The organism is Streptomyces sp. NPDC057424, assembly GCF_042803315.1.
GTDB lineage: Bacteria > Actinomycetota > Actinomycetes > Streptomycetales > Streptomycetaceae > Streptomyces.
In genome coordinates this window covers 25,560-44,667 of record NZ_JBHVCP010000001.1, presented here as the reverse complement: position 1 = coordinate 44,667, position 19,108 = coordinate 25,560, and the positions used below count along the sequence as shown (strand labels likewise).

Annotated in this window: 14 protein-coding genes and 3 pseudogenes; 11 read left to right on the top strand and 6 right to left on the bottom strand. The window is 65.9% G+C overall.

What is annotated here, in order from left to right; all coding sequences use genetic code 11:
- Positions 1 to 12: 12 nt before the first annotated feature.
- The 4 genes from ACFU3E_RS00230 (at position 13) to ACFU3E_RS00215 (ending at position 5,195) form a co-directional block, all read left to right on the top strand.
- On the top strand, positions 13 to 1,551 hold the full coding sequence (locus ACFU3E_RS00230) for a sugar ABC transporter ATP-binding protein (protein WP_384149594.1): 1,539 nt from the start codon (positions 13 to 15) through the stop codon (positions 1,549 to 1,551).
- Positions 1,548 to 2,642, top strand: a complete 1,095-nt coding sequence (locus ACFU3E_RS00225; RefSeq protein ID WP_384149590.1) for an ABC transporter permease — start codon at positions 1,548 to 1,550, stop codon at positions 2,640 to 2,642. The genes ACFU3E_RS00230 and ACFU3E_RS00225 overlap by 4 nt, the downstream gene beginning before the upstream one ends.
- The gene (gene yjfF, locus ACFU3E_RS00220) at positions 2,639 to 3,664 is read left to right on the top strand and encodes a galactofuranose ABC transporter, permease protein YjfF (RefSeq protein ID WP_384149587.1); all 1,026 of its coding nucleotides are present in this window, start codon (positions 2,639 to 2,641) and stop codon (positions 3,662 to 3,664) included. Before ACFU3E_RS00225 ends, yjfF begins: the two co-directional genes overlap by 4 nt.
- A 100-nt stretch (positions 3,665 to 3,764) precedes the next feature.
- Positions 3,765 to 5,195 carry a glycoside hydrolase family 43 protein gene (locus ACFU3E_RS00215; RefSeq protein WP_384149584.1) on the top strand — a complete coding sequence of 477 codons (1,431 nt, stop codon included), beginning with the start codon at positions 3,765 to 3,767 and terminating at the stop codon, positions 5,193 to 5,195.
- 1,083 nt (positions 5,196 to 6,278) lie between these two features.
- Here the strand turns inward: ACFU3E_RS00215 and ACFU3E_RS00210 are convergent.
- A pseudogene (locus ACFU3E_RS00210) lies at positions 6,279 to 7,280 on the bottom strand (RHS repeat protein); the annotation flags it as partial.
- 170 nt (positions 7,281 to 7,450) lie between these two features.
- Between ACFU3E_RS00210 and ACFU3E_RS00205 the strand changes: the two are divergent.
- A pseudogene (locus tag ACFU3E_RS00205) lies at positions 7,451 to 7,672 on the top strand (response regulator transcription factor); the annotation flags it as partial.
- Positions 7,673 to 7,771: 99 nt separating this feature from the next.
- Here ACFU3E_RS00205 and ACFU3E_RS00200 read toward each other — a convergent pair.
- Both ACFU3E_RS00200 and ACFU3E_RS00195 read right to left on the bottom strand, forming a co-directional pair.
- Positions 7,772 to 9,220 carry a family 43 glycosylhydrolase gene (locus tag ACFU3E_RS00200; protein WP_384149581.1) on the bottom strand — a complete coding sequence of 483 codons (1,449 nt, stop codon included), beginning with the start codon at positions 9,218 to 9,220 and terminating at the stop codon, positions 7,772 to 7,774.
- Positions 9,221 to 9,242: 22 nt separating this feature from the next.
- Positions 9,243 to 10,784 (bottom strand): family 43 glycosylhydrolase, encoded by a 1,542-nt coding sequence (locus tag ACFU3E_RS00195; RefSeq protein WP_062927399.1) that lies wholly within the window; start codon positions 10,782 to 10,784, stop codon positions 9,243 to 9,245.
- Positions 10,785 to 11,670: 886 nt separating this feature from the next.
- Here ACFU3E_RS00195 and ACFU3E_RS00190 point away from each other — a divergent pair.
- Positions 11,671 to 12,144: pseudogene (locus ACFU3E_RS00190) on the top strand (tyrosine-type recombinase/integrase); the annotation flags it as partial.
- Positions 12,145 to 12,418: 274 nt separating this feature from the next.
- Here the strand turns inward: ACFU3E_RS00190 and ACFU3E_RS00185 are convergent.
- Positions 12,419 to 13,000 carry a hypothetical protein gene (locus ACFU3E_RS00185; protein ID WP_384149578.1) on the bottom strand — a complete coding sequence of 194 codons (582 nt, stop codon included), beginning with the start codon at positions 12,998 to 13,000 and terminating at the stop codon, positions 12,419 to 12,421.
- A gap of 296 nt (positions 13,001 to 13,296) precedes the next feature.
- Here ACFU3E_RS00185 and ACFU3E_RS00180 point away from each other — a divergent pair, with 296 nt between their 5' ends.
- The 5 genes from ACFU3E_RS00180 to ACFU3E_RS00160 all read left to right on the top strand — a co-directional run bounded on the left by ACFU3E_RS00180 (position 13,297) and on the right by ACFU3E_RS00160 (position 18,258).
- Entirely contained in the window at positions 13,297 to 13,551 is a 255-nt protein-coding gene (locus ACFU3E_RS00180) for a hypothetical protein (protein WP_384149575.1), read from the top strand.
- Between the two features lie 609 nt (positions 13,552 to 14,160).
- On the top strand, positions 14,161 to 15,009 hold the full coding sequence (locus ACFU3E_RS00175) for a hypothetical protein (RefSeq protein WP_384149572.1): 849 nt from the start codon (positions 14,161 to 14,163) through the stop codon (positions 15,007 to 15,009).
- 637 nt (positions 15,010 to 15,646) lie between these two features.
- Positions 15,647 to 16,633, top strand: a complete 987-nt coding sequence (locus ACFU3E_RS00170) for a hypothetical protein (RefSeq protein WP_384149570.1) — start codon at positions 15,647 to 15,649, stop codon at positions 16,631 to 16,633.
- 29 nt (positions 16,634 to 16,662) lie between these two features.
- A complete protein-coding gene (locus ACFU3E_RS00165; protein ID WP_384149567.1) occupies positions 16,663 to 17,193 on the top strand; it encodes a hypothetical protein in 531 nt (176 codons plus the stop codon).
- Positions 17,194 to 17,730: 537 nt separating this feature from the next.
- Positions 17,731 to 18,258 (top strand): SMI1/KNR4 family protein, encoded by a 528-nt coding sequence (locus tag ACFU3E_RS00160; RefSeq protein ID WP_384149564.1) that lies wholly within the window; start codon positions 17,731 to 17,733, stop codon positions 18,256 to 18,258.
- Positions 18,259 to 18,299: 41 nt separating this feature from the next.
- On the opposite strand, the gene ACFU3E_RS00155 is transcribed toward ACFU3E_RS00160, so the two are convergent.
- Both ACFU3E_RS00155 and ACFU3E_RS00150 read right to left on the bottom strand, forming a co-directional pair.
- Positions 18,300 to 18,686 (bottom strand): hypothetical protein, encoded by a 387-nt coding sequence (locus ACFU3E_RS00155; protein ID WP_384149561.1) that lies wholly within the window; start codon positions 18,684 to 18,686, stop codon positions 18,300 to 18,302.
- Positions 18,680 to 19,108: an ATP-binding protein gene (locus ACFU3E_RS00150; RefSeq protein ID WP_384149558.1), complete on the bottom strand. Its 429-nt coding sequence runs from the start codon at positions 19,106 to 19,108 to the stop codon at positions 18,680 to 18,682. Before ACFU3E_RS00150 ends, ACFU3E_RS00155 begins: the two co-directional genes overlap by 7 nt.

The following is a 19,108-nucleotide window of genomic DNA, read 5'->3' as shown; positions in this document are numbered from 1 at the left end:
AGGAGCGCTGCCATGGCAGAGCCGCAGCCCGTCCTGGAGATGACGGGCATAGTCAAAGAGTTTCCGGGGGTACGGGCTCTGTCGGGCGTCGACTTCCGGCTCTTCCCCGGCGAGATCCACGCCTTGATGGGCGAGAACGGTGCGGGGAAGTCCACCCTCATCAAGGTGCTGACGGGCGTCTACTCCCTGGACGGCGGCACCATCACCCTGGACGGCGAGTCGGTACGGTTCGGCAGCCCGCTCCAAGCGCAGCAGGCCGGCATCAGCACGGTCTACCAGGAGGTCAACCTCTGCCCCAACCTGTCGGTGGCGGAGAACATCTTCATCGGACGCGAACCCACCCGCGCCGGCCGCATCCAGTGGAAGCGGATGCGCGAGGAGGCGGCGGAGCTGGTCGACCGGCTCGGACTCGACATCGACGTCGCCGCGCCGCTGTCCTCGTACCCGCTGGCCGTGCAGCAACTGGTCGCGATCGTACGGTCGGTGGGCACCGGGGGCCGTGACGCCGCGGGGGCCGGCACCAAGGTGCTGGTCCTCGACGAGCCGACCTCCAGCCTCGACCGCGACGAGGTCCTCGAACTGTTCCGCCTCATGCGGCAGTTGAGGGACGAGGGCGTCGCGATCCTGTTCGTCTCGCACTTCCTCGACCAGATCTACGAGGTCTGCGACCGGATGACCATCCTGCGCAACGGCACCCTGGTCGGCGAGCACCTCGTCCGCGACCTCGACCAGGTCGGGCTGATCGAGCTGATGATCGGCAAGGCCCTCGACCAGCTCGAGGAACTGCACGAGCACCAGTCGCACTCCGGCGTCGGCGAGACGCTGGTCAAGGCCGAAGGGCTCGGCCGCACCGGGGGCATCGCCCCCTTCGACCTGGAGATCAAGAAGGGCGAGGTGCTCGGACTCGCCGGCCTGCTGGGATCGGGCCGCACCGAGCTCGCGCGGCTGCTGTTCGGAGCCGACCAGCCCGACAGCGGCAAGGTGACCATCGGCGGCAAGCAGGTCTCGATGAGCGCCCCGAACGACGCCATCGCGGCCGGCGTGGCGTTCTGCTCGGAGAACCGCAAGAGCGAGGGCCTGGTCCCCGACCTGACGGTGCGCGAGAACATCGTCCTCGCCCTCCAGGCGGCCCGCGGCTGGACCCGGCCCATACCCGCCTCCCAGCGCGACGAGCTCGTCGCCACGTACATCAAGGCGCTGGACATCCGCCCCGCCGACCCGGAGGCCCGCGTGGGCCGGCTCAGCGGCGGCAACCAGCAGAAGGTACTGCTCGCCCGCTGGCTGATCACCCAGCCGAAGCTGCTGATCCTGGACGAGCCGACGCGCGGCATCGACATCGGCGCCAAGACGGAGATCCAGAAACTGGTGGTGTCCCTCTCCGAGGACGGCATGTCGGTGCTGTACGTCGCGGCCGAACTGGAGGAGGTGCTCCGGCTCAGCCACACCATCGGAGTGCTGCGCGACCGCCGGCTGGTGGCGCGGCTGACCAACGGGCCGGAGATCACCACCAGCAAGATCCTCGAGACCATCGCGAGCGGAGAACACCAGTGACCACCACCTCCCGCTGGCGAGCACTGACCCATCACCACCTGTTCTGGCCGGTCGCGGTCCTGATCGCCCTGCTGCTCGTCAACGTCCCCTTCACGCCCGACTTCTTCTCGATCAGGATGACGGACGGCCACCTCTACGGCAGCCTCGTCTCCATCGTGCTGTTCGGCTCACCGCTGATCCTGGTCGCGGTCGGCATGACCCTGGTCATCGCCACCGGCGGCATCGATCTCTCCGTCGGTGCCGTGGTCGCCATCACCGGAGCCCTGACCTGTTCGTACATCAGCGACCAGGCCGACCAGAACACCTTGTCCGCGGTGTTCCTGGCGATGGGCATCGGGCTGGTGGCCGCGGTCGTCTGCGGTCTGTGGAACGGCTTCCTGGTGGCCAGGATGGGAATCCAGCCCATCATCGCGACCCTCATCATCATGGTCGCGGGCCGAGGTGTCGCCCAGCTGATCACCGACGGCCAGATCATCACCGTCAACAGCGAGCCGTACAAGCTCATCGGCGGCGGCTACTGGCTGACCCTGCCCTTCTCCGTCTTCGTGGTGGCCGCGGTGGTGGCCGTCACCGTGGCGCTCACCCGCCGCACGGCGCTCGGCCTGCTGGTCGAGTCGGTCGGCGGCAACGCCGAGGCCAGCCGCCTGGTCGGCATCAGGTCCACCCGCATCAAGATCATGGTCTACATGTTCTGTGCGCTGTGCGCGGGCATCGCGGGCCTGATGATCAGCTCCAACACCTCGGCCGCGGACGGCAACAACGCCGGTCTGTGGATCGAACTCGACGCGATCCTCGCCGTGGTGCTCGGCGGCACCTCGCTGCTCGGCGGCCGGTTCTCCATCGGCGGCACGGTGGTCGGCGCCCTCGTCATCCAGACCCTGACCACCACGATCTACACCATCGGCGTGCCGACCCAGACCAACCTGGTCTTCAAGGCCGCCGTCGTCATCGTCGTCTGCCTGCTGCAGTCCCCGAAGTTCCGGGCCAAGGTCTTCGGCGCGAAGGGCCCCAAGGGCCCGCGCCGGGACGCCGCCCCGGTGGAGCCCGCTCCGGCGACCGACGCCGTCCCGAAGATGGAGGTGTCGCGATGAGCGCGACCGCCCAGACCCCCAAGGCGGCTCCGAGCGGCAGTACCGCCTCCCGTGCCGCGCGCCTGCTCGGCGACCGGCGTCTGCCCGTCCTGGTCACGGCCGCCCTGTTCATCGCCATGTACGTCGGTGGCCTCAGCCGGTACCAGAACTACGGGTTCGGCGAACCCCAGGTGTTCCTCAACCTGTTCATCGACAACGGCTATCTGCTGGTCGCAGCCATCGGTGCCACCTTCGTCATCATGTCGGGCGGCATCGACCTGTCCGTGGGCTCGATGATCGGTTTCACCACCATGTTCACGGCGTGGCTGGTGGAACGTCAGGGACTGCCGCTGCTCCTGGTCGTCCCCCTCGCACTGGCCGTCGGCGCCTTCGGCGGCTTCCTGATGGGCTACGTGATCCACAACTTCGAGATCCAGCCGTTCATCGTCACGCTCGCCGGGCTCTTCCTCTTCCGCGGACTGTGCCTGGTCATCAGCAAGGAGTCCATCTCCATCAGCGACGCCTCGGTGGGCACCCTGGCCCAGACGCGGGTGTCACTGGGCGTGGGGGACCTGTCGATCGGCGCCGTCGTGGCCCTGGTCGTCCTCGCCGTCGCCGCCTACGTGCTCCACTACACCCGCTTCGGACGCCGTGTGTACGCCATCGGCGGCAACGAGCAGTCGGCCCTGCTCATGGGCCTTCCGCTGGGCGGCACAAAGATCGCCGTGTACACGGTGAGCGGCTTCTGCTCGGCCCTGGCGGGCCTGCTGTTCATGCTGTACATCCAGTCGGGCGACCCGCTGCACGCCATCGGCATGGAACTCGACGCCATCGCCGCCGTGGTCATCGGCGGCACCCTGCTGACCGGCGGTTCCGGGTATGTGCTGGGCACGCTCTTCGGTGTCCTGGTCCTGGGCCTGATCAAGAGCGTCATCACGTTCGAGGGGACGCTCAGCTCCTGGTGGACGAAGATCGCCACGGGTGTGCTGCTGTGCGCCTTCATCCTGATCCAGCGGACCATGACGTCACGCCGGAAGACCTGACGGGCGCTGCTGAGAGCCGCGACAGCGGCCAGTGAGCCGACCCCGCCGACGCAGCGACCACGGGGGCAACGGAAAGTCGGAGAAAGGACAGGAAACGCACATGCGCACGCTTCTCTCCAGGCTGTCGGCGATATTGCTCGCCGCCTGCCTCCTCTTCACAGGCCAGGCCCTGACCACACCTCAGCGGGCCGCCGCCGCCGACCCGGGCTACCTGATGACGCACTTCATCGGGGAGGGATCGACCGGTCAGCAGATCTACTTCTCGCACAGCACGGACGGCCTGAACTGGAGTGACCTCAACGGCGGCGGGATGACCCTGCGTTCCACGGTGGGAACTCGTGGTGTGCGCGACCCCGCACTGGTCAGAGCCCCCGGCGGTGACAAGTACTGGATCATCGCGACCGACCTGTGCATCGGCTGCGGGCAGTCATGGGGCGACTCCATGAACAACGGCAGCCGCAACCTCGTGGTGTGGGAGTCCACGGACCTGGTCACCTGGTCGCAGCCGTGGCTGCTCAACGTCGCCGGCGCGATCCCCGACGGGCGCAACGCCTGGGCGCCGGAGGCGATCTGGAACCCCGAGACCAACGACTACGTCCTGTACTGGGCGACGAACGCGACCCGGGACGGCGTGCTCAAGCACCGCATCTACTACGCCCGCACCACCGACTTCCGCACCATCACCACCCCGCAGCTCTACATCGACCGACCCGGCACCCAGAACATCATCGACACCCAGATCGTCGAAGTGCCGTCCGGCGTCGGTGACTTCCGTTACGTACGGGCCTCCGGCGACGGCCAGATCACGCTCGAAGGCAGCAACTCGATCCTCGGTACGTGGACCGACCTCGGCAACCTCTCCGGCATCGGCCTGACCGGCTCCCAGGTCGAAGGCCCGATGTGGATGAAGTTCAGGGACCGCAACGAGTGGACCCTGTACCTCGACCAGTACGCCTCCGGACGCGGCTACATGCCGGTCACGACGACCAACCCCTCCGCCGCCGGCACCTACCGGCTCCCGGCGTCGGGAAGCTACAACCTGGGCGGGACGAAGAAGCGCCACGGCTCGATCCTCAACCTGACGACCGCCGAGGAGAGCCGTGTGCTCACACGCTGGGCCAACACCCCGGCCAAGCGGCTCCAGTCGTTCAACTTCCAGGACCGGTACGTACGGCACGCCAACTTCGACGTGCGCATCGACCAGAACGTCACCGGCCCGGACGCCCAGTTCCGGCTGCGGCCCGGCCTGGCGGGCTCGGGCACCGTCTCCCTCGAGTCGGTCAACTTCCCCGGCCACTTCCTGCGGCACTCCAACTACGACTTCCAGCTGGCCTACAACGACGGCACCACCCGGTTCGCCGCGGACGCCACCTTCCGCCAGGTCGCAGGCCTCGCCGACCCGACATGGTCGTCCTTCCAGTCGTACAGCCACCCCGACCGGTACATCCGCCACTACGCCTACAAACTCCGCCTCGACCCGATCACCACCACGACGGCCCGCAGCGACGCCACCTTCCGCGTGACGAACTGACTCACGCCGACAGGCGATCCCATGAAGTGACGCGCCCAACGCCTGCGCGAGGTCAGGCCGTGGCGGGGCCGCAGGCGGTTGTGTCTGCGGCCCCGCTCGGGTGTTGGGGCAGGGCGGGTTGCCGTACCGGAGGCCGCGTCCGTTGGTGCCGACATGGACGCGGCCGTGGCTGCCGGGGCTCTTCGACACACCAGGAATGCAGCACATGGTCAACGGCCGTGACCGTGTGGCACGACCGTGATCATGCGAAAGGGCCAGCTCGAGAGGATCAAGCCTCTGAACTGGCCCTTCTGGCTGTGCCCCCGGCAGGATTCGAACCTGCGACGCCCGCTTTAGGAGTTCGATTCGCGCGCGGTCTGGTGACTGTCGTCGGTTGGTGCGACGGCCGCATTGGAGTGCCGATGTGCGCCCCCGTCCGGCGTCGTTGATGTCAGCCGTGGATGTCAGAAGCCGTGTGAGCCTCCGCTGTGGAGACTGGTCATTTGCGCGCGTTGGGTCCGTGGTTCGGCGAACACGTCTACGGCATGCATCGGTGTGGGTGGCTTCGGCGAGTCTTCGAGCTTCACCAGGGACTCCCACAGGGCCGTTGGGGTCCCACTGCGTGCGGCTGGTGACCGCGCCGTCCTTGCTGGTGGTGACCTGGTTGCCGCTGGCGTCGTGATCGTAGGTGTAGTCGCTGCCGGCGACTGTGGCTGCGGAAATCTCTCCGGTCAGGTCGTAGGTGTCGGCGCCCGCCTTGGTCTGGTTGCCCTCACCGTCGTAGTCGTAGTCGTAGGCGGTGGTCGCGGTGCCGGTGGTTGTGGACGTGAGCTGATCGGCCGTGTCGTAGGTGTAGCTGGTGCTGGTGGTGCCGAGGGTGGAGGTCAGGCGGTTGCCGACCTTGTCGTAGGTGTAGGCCGTGGTGCGGCTGGTTGCGCAGCCGGTGACCCAGGGCTGGGGGGCGCAGCCGGAGGTGAGGCGGCCTGCAGCGTCGTAGGTGAGGTCCCAGCCTCCGGTGCCGCCACTGGTCCGGGTGACGTCGACGCGGGTGGGCAAGCCGGCAGCGGACAGAGTGAGCGCCGTCTTGGTGACGGTGGTCCCGGCCTTGGACGACGTGACGGCGGTGAGCCGGCCCGCGCGGTCATAGGCGCGGTCCTCGGTCTCGGTGTTGGGCAGCGCGGACCGGGTCAGGCGGTCGGCGGCATCCCAGGTGTAGTTGGTGGTGACCCCGTCGGCGGTCATGGACGACGTGCGGCCGTCGTTGTCGTAGGAATAGGTGATGGTGTTGCCGTCGGAGTACTTGTGGGTGAGTATTTGCCCGGCGGCGTCGTAGGTGTAGGAGAAGCCGCGGGTCTTGGTGAGGTTGCCCACCGCGTCGTAGCCGAAGCCCTCGGAGATCTTCGCGTTGGCGCGTGCCGTCATGCGCCCGGCGGCGTTGTAACCGAAGCTCACGTCCGGCGTCGAGTCCGAGTAGTCGACCTTGGTGGGCAGCCCGCGGGTGTCGAAGGCGTAGCTGGTGGAGCCACGCGGGGTGGTCTTCTCAGTGAGGTTGGCCTCGGCGTCGTACGCGTAGGAGCTCACGCGGTCCAGCGGGTCGGTGACCTTCGTCAGGCGACGGGCCGCGTCGTAGCTGTAGGCGGTCGCGTGGTTGTTGGCGTCGGTGCGCTTGGTGACGTTGCCGGCCGCGTCGTACTCGTAGGCCGTCTTTCCGCCGTCTGGGGCGGTGACCGTGGTGAGCTGGTCGAGCTTGTCGTAGCCGTAGGTGGTGGTGCGCTTGTCGGCGTCGGTGCGCTTGGTGACGTTGCCCGCCGCGTCGTACTCGGTCCTGGCCACCCCTCCGAGCGGGTCGGTGACGGTGAGGAGGTTGCCGGCCGCGTCGTAGGTGTAGCTCGTGGTGTAGGCGGCCGGATCGGCGCCGGTGACGTTGCCTCGGGCGGAGACTGTGCTCAGCAGTCGGCCGAGCTTGTCATAGGCGTAGGTCGTCCTGTTGCCCAGCGGGTCAGTCTCGGAAGTGAGACGGCCGCCGGAATCGTAACCACGGGTGACGGACTTGCCCGCCGCGTCGGTGTCGGGAGCCCGATGATCGTGCCGCCCCTTCGTGGGCATGAGACGACCTGGAGTGACCCAGCCAAGGCGACAGAGCGAAGCATCCGATTCCAAACACCCCCAACATGCCCGAACACCCTCGAATAGCTGTGAGGTATGTCGGTGAGCTGCTGCATACCTCACATGCCTCGCGCCCGCCGGGCACCCGGGACAACTGGTGCCTCACCACCCGCGACCGGCTGACCACCCTCACCACTCGGGAACGCGAGGTGATGTCCCTGGCCGCCGAGGGGCACTCCAACGACGAGATCGCGGAGAAGCTCTATGTCAGCCCCCTGACCGTGCGCACCCACATCCACCGCGCGATGACCAAACCCGGTGCCCGGGACATGGTCCAGCTGGTCGTGATGGCGTACCAGTCGGGTCTGGTCCAGGGCGTGCCGCCGGAATGAGCAGTGCACCGCGCCCTGCGAGGGCACGGTGCACTGGCGCCGCTCGGTCTACGTGGACCCCTGCTCCCTTACTCCTGGGAGAAGGTCGCGTCTACGCCTTCACTCCTTGTAGAAGGTCGCGTCCTGCCGGTCGAGGGTCGTGCTGATCGGCTGGCTGTAGAACAGGTTGTTGAAGTGCCGGATGTAGCGGCCGGGGAAGTTGTACGACTCGTACGAGACGCCGGCCGCGGTATCGGCGAGACCAGCCCGCTGGTAGAACGAGGCGTCGGTGTCGAACAGGGCCGTGCCGTCGTCCTTCTCCACCCACATCTCGTTGTTCTTGTGGCGGAGGTAGTAGCCGGGGAAGTTCGCCGACTCCAGCGAGACGGTGCCGTTGCCGGTGAGACCGGTGACGATCCGGAACTGCGAGTCGGCGAGGTTGGTGACGTCGGCCTCCAGCCTCGCGCGGTACTCCCAGTGGCGGAGGAACTTGTCCGGGAAGTTGTACGAGGAGAGACGGACCGGGGTCACGCCGTCGGCCACCGGGATGCCGAAGTTGGGAGTGCCGTCGGCGTTCCAGTACAGCTTCTGGTAGCGGGTGCGGCGGTTGGGGTCGTTGAGCGGGTCGCCGCTGATGTCCTTGTAGTTGCGGTCGTGGTAGACGAGGACGTCCGACTTGCCGTCCTCGGAGACCGTGAAGGTGTTGTGGCCGGGGCCGTACTGGCCGGTGGCGGCGTTGCTCTTGAAGACCGGGGCGGAGGTCTTCGCCCAGGACGCCGGGTTCATCAGGTCGGCGGTGGCGGAGGCGGTCAGCAGACCGAGGCAGTAGTTGGCGTCGGTGGCGCTGGCCGAGTAGGCCATGAACACCTTGCCGTTCTTCTGGATGACGGCCGGGCCCTCGTTGACGCGGTGGCCGACGGTCTCCCAGGAGTACTCGGGCTTGGAGATCATCACCGGGCTGCCGCTGATGGTCCAGGGGTTGGACATCTTCGCCAGGTACAGGTTGGTGCCGGTGCCGACCGCCGGGTCGTTCTGCGCCCAGCTGAGGTAGCGGGTGCCGTTGTGGGTGAAGGTCGTGGCGTCCAGCGAGAACGTGTCGAGCGGCAGGGCGATCCGGCCCTTCTCGGTCCAGGTGCCGGTCAGCGGGTTGGCCGAGCTGGACTCCAGGACGTACGGGCGGATCTTCCAGATGTCGTTCGAGGCGCCGGCCGCGAAGTAGACGTACCACTTGCCGTCGATGAAGTGGATCTCGGGCGCCCAGATGTGGGCGCCCATGTCACCGCTGGCGTGCTTGGTCCAGATGGTGGTCTCCGTGGCCGTGGCCAGGCCCTGGAGGGTGGTGGCCCGGCGCATCACGATCTTGTCGTACGCGGGGACCGTGGCGGTGAAATAGTAGTAGCCGTCGGTGTGCTTGAAGATGTGCGGGTCGGCCCGCTGCTCGGCTATCGGGTTGGTGAAGGTGACGGCCGGGGACGCGGGGGCGGCGGCCTGGGCGGGGGTGGTCACCGTGGTGAGCATGGCGAACGCTGCCGCCGCTGCCACCAGGACCCGTCTGGCGAGGTGTGTCATGTTCTGCTACGGCCCTTCGGGATCAGGCGGTGGTGGGGACGAGGCGCCACTGCTGGCAGTTGTTGTTCAGCCAGGACCACTGGCGGACGTCGGCGCCGTTGGCCGTGCCGCAGTCGGCGACGTCCATGACCTTGCTGGTGGAGGCGTTGACGATACGGACGTAGTCGCCGCCGAGGTAGACCATGCGGAACTTCTGGCAGTTGTTGTTCAGCCAGGACCACTGGCGGATGTCGGTGCCGTCGGCGGAGCCGCACCCGGCGAGGTCGGCGACCTTGCCGGTGGCGACGTTGACGAGACGGCTGGTGTCGTCGGCCATGTCCTCGATCCGCCACTTCTGGTTGGCACCGCCGTTGCAGCTCCACTGGAAGATGTTGGTGCCGTCGGCGGTGTTGCCGCCGTTGACGTCGAGGCACTTGCCGCTGTTGCGGTTGACGATGGTGTACGCGGTCGGGGTCGTCGCGGTCTCACCGGACGGGCCGGCCAGCGTCGTCCCCGTGGCGACCGGGGTGCCGAGGTTGGGCGTACCGTCCGCGTTCCACGTGAACTTCTGCGCGCGGGTCGTCCGGGCGTTGCCGCAGCCGCCGTTGGCCGCGCTGTTGGCGTGGTAGACGATCCAGTTCTCGGTGCCGTCGGGGGACGTGAAGAAGCCGTTGTGGCCGGGGCCGTAGACGCTCGCCGCGTCGTTGCGCTGGAAGACCGGCGTCTGCTTCTTCGTCCAGGAGGCCGGGCTCAGCGGGTCGCTGCCGGTGAGTTCCAGCTGGCCCAGCTTGTAGTCGGCGGTCTGGCAGCTGCTGGCGGAGTAGGACAGGAAGGTGCGGCCGTTGCGGTACAGCGGCTCGGGGCCCTCGTTGACGGGGCTGCCCTGGGTCTCCCAGCTCAGCGTGGGGCTGGAGATGATCGTGAAGGGGCCGCTGAGCGTGTACGGGTTGCTCATCGGGGCGATGACCAGGCTCTGCGTACTGCCGTTGATCTTGCCACTGCCCACCAGGTAGAGCTTGTTGTCGTGCTTGAGGACGGTGGCGTCGATCAGCCAGCCCTGCGCGGCGGTCGGGCCGGGGGTGAGGCTGGCGTCGGTGAGGATGTTCTTGTAGGTGTACGTGCCCATCGGGTCGGTGCCGGAGCTTTCCAGCACGTGCGTGCGCTGGGTGTCACAGCAGGCGGCGCCGGACTGCGCGGCCGAGTAGTACAGGTACCACTTGCCGTCGAGGAAGTGGATCTCGGGCGCCCAGATGTTGGCGTTGCGCCCGGCAGTGGTGTCCGACCAGACCTCCACGCTGGGGGCGGTGCTCAGGCCCCCGAGGGTGGGGGACTTCCGGATGAGCAGCTTGTTGGTGAAGGTGGTCGTGACCAGGTAGTAGTTGCCGTCGTAGTACTCCAGCCAGGGGTCGGCGCCCTTCTGGGACTTGATCGGGTTGGTGAACGGCTTGCCGTCGGCCGCGACGGCGGACTGCGCGGTGTGGACGGTCTGTACGGACAGGAGCGAGGCAAAGAGGGCCAGCAGGGCTGCCGCCGACGTCAGACTGCGGCGGGGCGTGGACCAGCGACGGGCGCGGGTGGGAAACACGACAAGTCCCTTCCGGGAGAGCGGCTCATTGCCCGGGTTCCTGACCTGCCCGGTGCGTTCGAAATCGCGAACATTGTGCGTAACTTCGGCCAGAAGGTAAAGCTGAGGTGGCAGGGACGTCAATGGATTCGACAGGCTTTTGTCGTGCGGAGTAGTCGCGGGGTTTGCGGGTCGGAACGCGAAGAGGGAACAGGGACACGAGCCCCCTGCGCGTCGTGGACGCGCGAGAAGGTCAACGAGCGGCTGACCTGACTCGCGATGTTGCGTATTGGTATTCCAATGAGTTGGTGCCATCGTGATTTCCGCTGCTCAGCGGAGCTGGTGTGACGTTGGGGCGAGGTGCTCGTGCTGGTCGGGGTGGAGATCGGTAGCACGTGATCGTCCGTCACGGGTGGTCTCTGGGTTTCCCGGGCGGAAATCACGGGCCGCTGCGTAGGTTCCGTGGCGGGAGGGGTGTGGATGACGGACGAGCTCACGTGGACGATCAAGCGGCGGGTTCAGCTGACCGAGCGGGCTGAGCTGCTGCGCAAGGAGCTGGCGGAGATTGACGCCGAGCTGGGCCGGCTGGAGGCCGCCGAGGTGGTGTTCGGGCAGTGGGCCGAGGCGACCGACGGCGGACGCCGGTCGTCGGGCATCGTGGAGCCGGAGCCGGAGCCGGAGCCGGAGCCGGAGCCGGAGCCGGTCGTGGTGGGGCCAGGTGCCGGCGGGATGCGTCTGGTGCCGGACCGCGCGGAGGGTATGGGGATAGAGGTCCTCACGCCGGACTATCGGCAGATCATGAAGATCGTGGCCGACGCGGACGGACCGGTGATGGCCAAGGACGTCGCGAGGGCGCTGGGTCGTGAGCTCACGCCGGGCAAGGTCGAGCCGGTCCGGGGGCAGTTGCGTCCTCCACGTCCGCCACCAGGTCCAGCGCCGCCGTGGTGTCCTGTACGACGACGATCCCAAGAGCCGCCGTCGCCGCGCAGTCCCTCTGCCCGCTCTCTGCATCGCACCCCTGCGCTGGCACCGCCTGCGGCAGGCGGACGCTCGCGCCAAGGCGGGGGAGAGGTGGCAGGAGTCGGACTACGTCTTCGCCACCCGCACCGGCCGCCCCGTCGAGCCGCGTAACCTGTACCGCTCCTTCACCCGCGTCGCCCAGTCCGCCGGCCTCCGCGTGATCCGGCTGCACGACGCTCGCCACGGGACGGCCACCTTGCTCACGGCGGCCGGGGTCGCACCCCGCGTTGTCATGGAGATCCTCGGTCACTCTCAGATCAGCATCACCATGGACGTCTACACCCACGTCGTCCAGGACACGCAGCGCGAAGCCATGAGCCACATGGATCGCCTGCTCAGGAGACGCCCCATTCGCGCGTGACCGCCCGCGTTGATGTCAGATGTGGATGTCAGATGGCCCCCACCTCCGAAATTTCGGAGGTGGGGGCCATCTGAGCTGGTGCCCCCGGCAGGATTCGAACCTGCGACACCCGCTTTAGGAGAGAGGCTGGGGTCCTTTGCCGGTGACCTGCAGCTTCATCGGCCGGGCTAGCGGGCGCGGAGGCATCCGTTCCTCCCCGTTGTTGACCGTGGCTGACCCCTGCATCTGGCAGGACTGTGGCACGCGACCTCTTGAGCCCGACCCAGGGGGCCGCTCAGTCCAGGAAGTAGGACCAGAAGGGGATCGTGGCGTACTGATGGCCTTCGGGTGTCGGCACGGGGTGACCGAACTCGTGGTGGAAGTAGTCGACCAGATCGGTGCCGTAATAAATGATGTCCGTCTGGTGCATCGACAACACAGGCGTACTGGTGCGGTCTGGATCGGCCAGCAGGTACCGGTGCGAGTAGATCGGCACCATCACAGGGGCCTTGGCCAAGTACGTGCGTGCCACTTCCAAAGCATCCTGAGTGTCCGCCGGCCGCGGCTCCCAGTCCGGATGCCAGAAGACATTGTGCTCCACGTCGAACAACACTCCGTCCACCGGCCAGGCCAACCGCTCCGCCAAGTCCTCCGGGTCGCCATCCCGCCAGTCGGGCCAACTAGGGCTCCCCGTGGGCAGCCCTGCGCTCAGCAGCGTTCGGTGCTCCGGCGCGAACCGGAACCCCCAGCGCTCCTCGACGTGATCAAGTTCCTGCTTGCTCATGCCTCGCTTCACCTCGACACGGGCAGAGAGCATGGCAAGCAATGCCTGGGCGTCTTCGGAGGTCAGTGGGTTCTCGTAGCTGATCGGAGACATGCGTGGCACGGTAGAACACCTTGGGGACGGCAAGCAGGGGGATTTTGCCGGGACCTCAGCTTGGGAAGCTTGAGTCTTCCAGGGGCAGTTGCTGCGCTGACCTGCAGCGGGGTGACGCTGGAGCCTTCGCCGCACCGGGGCCAGTGCCCGCTGTTCCCCGTGGTTCCCCGCACGATCTGGCACGCGACTGGCACGGCTCCGTCTTCTGAGCTACCTGCAGGCAAGTAGGCCCCGACCGATATTCACTGCAGGGGCGTGCGCCGTGTCCGTAGCATCCTGCCTCGATGAAGAGACGCGTGCAGTTCACCGAGCAGGTTGTGCGGTTCCGTGACTACATGCCGACTGCAGATCGGGAAAAGTTCCTGCGCCTCGTCGACAGGATCGCAGCTGAGCCTGAAGGCGCCGACAGCCACCTTGCCTACACGACCGACACTGTGACGCGCGCGGCCTGGGAAGACTGCGTAATGGTCCACTACGTCGTGACGAGCTTCTTCGTGATCGTCATCGAAGCTGACATCTACGACGCATCGCGTGGCTTCAACGAGGTGTAGTCGGCTATGAGACAGCCCCGATCGCAGGTCGGGGCTGTCATGCGGGCGATTCTCCGCACCGGGTGAAACGAGGGCCACGGACGGCGGATGAAAAGTGAGCCGTCCACCAGCATGTCCGATGATGGAAGCGCAGTGGCCGAACACTGCGCCACGACCTCTTCGTCCCGAAGCAACTTGGGTGTGTGCTCGACCTCGGGCTGCCGTGCCTATCACCTGCGGAGACGGTCCACAGGTGTGCGCGGTTGTCCGCCGGTGTCCGTCGGCGTTGTCACGCAGTTAGACACTCACCAGCGACTGGCGACGAATGACGTCCCGGGGCGCGGCAGCTGAGCTACGGCACTCCGTAGGGCGTGCACCTCCGGGTCCAGTGGAACAAAGACAAGTCGGCCGTCTGCGGCCTGCGAGTCAACTACCGTGTCGGGCGCCGCCAGTTCGCCATCGCCCAGCAACTCGGCCCAGTAACGTGTCGTCGTAACTTGTCATCTAACCAGGTGTCCTATGAGAAATCATATGGGCATCGTATGGCGCCCGTTGAAACGGCAAGTCGATGCCACCCAAGGCGTCTCCTCAGAACGCTGGCGACCCTCAAGTCCATGCCACTATTGCGGCATGACAACCACTCAGCAGAACCTCAACTCGCCACCGAGGCACGGTCCCACCCCACTGGGGCAGCCGGAGACGATCAAGCTCATCCTTGAACGCTCTCAGCGGCCGACCCGCACGGTGCCGATCCGCCGAGCGTTCCTCCAGAGGGAGGTGAGCAAGAGCGGATCGAAGTCACCAGGTGCTCTGGCTGAGCTGGTTCGCCGCTCCGCCAAGCGGCCGTTGGACCTGTACCTGTTGCTCAGTGCTGTGACTAGCGGCGGTGACTTTTCCGTCACCGAGTGGTCCACGACTTGGGCCCGGTCGGTGGGGATCTTCGATGAGACGGCAGGGACGGCAGCCGTGTCTCGCGCGTGGAAGGTCCTGAAGGAGCTCAATCTCATCACCCGAGCTCGTGGCGAGGGCGGCAAGTCAACCATCACCAAGTTGCATGAAGACGGCTCCGGGCGGCCGTACACGTCCCCAGGCGAGGGGACAGGAGACCCTTATTTCCAGCTCCCGTACGAGTACTGGGACAAGGAGTGGCACAACACCCTCTCCCTTCCAGGGAAAGCCATGCTTCTGATCGCCTCGAACCAGCGGAAGCTTAAGTTCACCCTGCCCCAGGAACGGATGTCTGACTGGTATGGCGTCTCCGCCGACACCGCCGGTAAGGGCATCCGCGAGTTGATGAAGCACGGCATCCTCGTTCAGGTCGGCGACGAGTGGTTCGCCACTCTCAGGACTCGATCAGGCCGAGGAACGCGTCCCGTGTACAGCCTGTGGCCTCCCTTCACCCCTCGCGCTCTTGGAGAGCCGACGACCGAGAAAGAGGCCGGCACTGAGGTTTCTTCGGGCGTCGGCCCGAAGGAATGAAGGCCGCACCGCTCCGCGTGTGGTTGGCGCCTCGACGGAGCGGTGCGACATCACCAGCACACATCACTGGATCTTCCGGAGTACCTCTTGAACAAGCACTCCATCGGACTCCCCTCCGCGGGAAGCCCTCCGCCACACCCTACGCCCGCGTGGCGCCGCCGTAGCCGCCGCTACCTGCGCATCATTCTCATGAACGCCCTGAAGGGCGCCGCGTACACACTCGGTGGTGCCGCCGTCACCTGGCTGATCTGGTGGGTCCAGACAGGCTGACATCTCACAGCGAGCGTGCGTCAGGCTTAGCTGGCGCAGACACTCACCAGTCGGATGCTGATCAGTAGCCGGTCTACTGATCACCCCTTCCGCTGACCAGTGGGACTGACGAAGTCCACGGCTCTGACCAGCTCAGATGCCGTGGGCTTCTGTCGTTGTTGGTCGACGTCGGGTGACCTTGGACGGCCCAGAGACGGCCCCAAGGCACCCCAATGCGCACTCCTTGCCCGGCGCTCAAGCCAGCATCGAGGTCCTGACGCGGCGGCGACGGTCAGTGACAGTTTCATCGCCGAATCAACGGATCCGGTTGACGGGCCATCACCTGTAGTCGCCATACTGATTCCTTGGCAGCATCAGACAGCTGCACATGAACAACACGCGCTGGGGGGCCGGGTTGAGCGGACAGCGGAAGAAGACGGTCGCCTTCTACGAGGTCGTTCGAGCGAAAGACGCTGGAAACCTCCGCTTCGACCATATCGATTGGGAATTCGTTCTAGACAATCTTCGTGCCCTTTCAGTGCATGAGCGGCACATGATGCACGACGACGATGTCTATGTTGGCGAACCTATCGACTCCTCGAACGGCAAGCATTTAGTGCTGGCCCGTCTACGCGACGGCGACTTGCAGCAAATCGACTACGAGGCTCAGAAAATCGACGCTCTGCGACTCGACGGAAACAGAAGCGTTGTCGATACGACCATCATCTGCTTCCTGCCTTACGGGAATGTGATTGGGGTTATCCAAGGGAGTGCCTCCGCACCCAGGCCGACGGCCTTGCAGCGTTGGCTCAATGCTATGCGTTCGGGAATCGAAGAGGATCTGGCGATCATCCCCCTCATAGGGAAGAACGCCTGGGAAAAGCTGAAGGCGGCTGAATCGGTCAATCTCTTTGAGATGCGACTCCGCCCCGCCGCGACATCAATGTTCCCTACTTCCGTTGAAGGCCTAGGGGATGTAGCTCGACACGTCCATCAGCAAAATCCGGACGCCCTGATCACTCTCACAATCAAGATCCCTAAAGGTCGCGGACTTTCCCGGAGTGCTGCTAGAGCAAGAGGGGAGCGCCGCCTACACACCAGCGTGCAAGAATTCCTCTCCGACTTCGGCAGCCTCGTCGGTCCCCATGGTGTGATCGATAGGGCCATCGCCGATGTAATGCTGTCCGCCTCTGATGGCAGCATTGTCGAAGACAAAATCAACTTCGTTAACGACCACATCACGGCATCCAAGCAGGTGACGCTACCTCGCGGAAGCGGCGCAGGGCCCTGGTTTGAGGCAGCGGTGCAAGCTGTGATGCAGGCGGCAGCTGAGCATGATCGTGACTTGCGAGCTGCTGTCAGTGCCATGCCTTAGGCTCCACCTGAGCCTGAAGGGGGTGCGCCATGGGCGCAGTACGCACTGCACGAGGCTACGTCTATAACCAATGGAGCCATCACCCCATCGTTGACTTCGCTCTGACCGCCGTGTCAGTAGGCGCGTTAGCTCTGGCCCAAGGACACCACATCCTGGCCGGCCATGAGGCCGACCAACGGATGAACATCTACGCCACGGTTGCGTCAGTAGCAGCCATCGTTGGCGGCTTTGGCACAGCCGCAATCAGCCAGTACGCAACTAGCTCTGGTCAACGAATGACCATCTTGCGTCAGATGTTTGGAGTTCATCTCCGGCGTAACTGGGTCGGACTTCTGACCTCTATGCTTTTGGTTTCATTCGGCTGTCTTGCCGTGATGATGTCGGACACGAAAGAAGAGATCGGTTTAGGTGGGTGGATTGCGGAGTATTTAATACTCTTTGGGGCTGTGCGATCGATTCGCCTAGTATGGCTATTTAGGCTCCTCATTGACGTTTCAGACTATGATGCAGGTAATCCAGTCGGGGATTCTACGGTCCGCGTCAATCGAGTAAACCGTTGAATTCTAATCGAGGAACTGGCCGCAGTCGCATATCAGGTTGGCGGAAGGGCTTTGGGCTGGAGCTGATTTGGCGCGAGTGATCATGGCCCATTACGCTAGCCAGCGGATCGGGCAGGTTTGTGAGCCTGCCCGTTAGTGCCCGATTTTGGGCCATGATCTTCGAGGCTCGCGCCAAATTGGCTGCCTAAAGCCGTGGAGCCGACCGGCCTCAGCCACAGGGGGTTTTCCTACGTCCGCCCGCTTGCACGCAGCGCGCCGCCGGGCGCGGCCAGCCGGGGCGCAGACAGGAGGCAGGCCGCGCCGCAGAGGCGGCGCGCGCCCGCGCCGTGCGCGGGCCTTGAACCCGTAGAGAAAGTTGTAACTCACTCTGCCTGGCGGGGCTTGTCCGGTCCCGGGAGATGCTTGACACTTCGGTCCCAGCTGATGGTTGACAGCACGCGGCCTCGGCAGCCGCTGCGCATCGACAAGGGAGCTGAGCCAGCAGCGCGACCTATATGCGGCAGTCCCAGTGACAGAGCTGCTCGCTAGCCTGTTCGCGTGACCCCTACCGATGATCGGGAGTTCCCTGCGGCCCTTGCTGCCGCTCTGGCGCTTCCCTTCGACTACAACGACGGCAACGGCGTCGACTTCGAGGCGTTCCCGGCCTTCCTGTCCGCCGAGGAGACCACCGATTGGTTCCGCGCTTGGACAGGCAACGGGGAGCTGGATGGCGACAGCTTCCGCGTGTTCGGCCAGGACGGCACGGGGGGCTATGCGGCGTTCTGGCTCGTCCGCCCGCACCGCCCGCTCGTTGATCAGCCTGTGGTCTTCCTTGGTTCCGAGGGTGAGACCGGTGTCCTGGCGCGTGATCTGGGGGCGTTCTTGTGGCTGCTGGCCGGCGGATACGGTCCCTGGGAGGCGGCCACCTCGTACGAGCCTGACTGGACTCCGCATCACAACCCGGAGCTGGCGGCCGTTGCCGAACGATTCGCCGCCGACTGTAAGCAGTCGGCGGCTGTCGTCATTGAGCAGGCAACCCGGGAGTTCCCGGACTTCGATGACACCATCATGGAGCTCTGTCGCTGAAAGGGCTCCTACGCACAGCCGTAGCCTGCTTCTTAGGCGACCTAGTCGCTCCTGGGCTGGGGCTTGAAGTCGGCTGAGCAGGATGGAAGTTCGATGCCCTGGCGGTGTGCTAGTGACAGGAACGCTACGGGTCGGATAGCCCAGGTGACGCGGGTGCTTGCGTGGGTCACTGACACCGCGCATGGCTCGGCTCGCAACAGGGCTTGTCGGGTCCTGATGCGGCCTTCGTAGAGCCATTCCCAGGCTTCGTCTGAGGCATCCGTGTCGAGTGCCGGTGAGATCGTGCGGAGTGCCACCGCCACCCATCGGTCAGCCTGCGGTGCCGAGTAGGCGTCGAAGGATGCCAGGAGTGCTGGTGCCCGTTGCTCGGTGAGGTCTTCTGTCCAGCACTCGCACCAGAAGCCGCGGCGGGTTCCCTGACTCAGCACGGATGACCTCCCCGCAGTGCGTCTGCGTACAGCTCCGCGGTGACCGTGTGGCCCTGGTCGCTGTCGTGCACGACGACGCGGTGAGCGATGGCGCTGACCATGCCCAGACCTCGGCCGTGCTCGGCGTCCTGGTCCTGGTGTTCGGCCTTCGGGGCCGTCCCCGTGCCGCCGTCGTCCGTGACCGATACCGCCACCACCTGAGCGGAGACCGCGACGGCCAGGTGGAAGCTGCCGTACGCCCGGCCGCTGGCTGTGTGGAGGATTGCGTTCGCGCTCAGCTCGCTCACGATCAGTTCTGCGTCGTCGGCCAGGGGAGATCCGCGCAGGATGTCCCGCGTCCAGCGGCGAGCCCGGCTGACCTCTTCCGGAAAACCCGGGCAAGTGAGTCCCCAGACCCGGGCGGTGCTCGTATACTCGTGCAT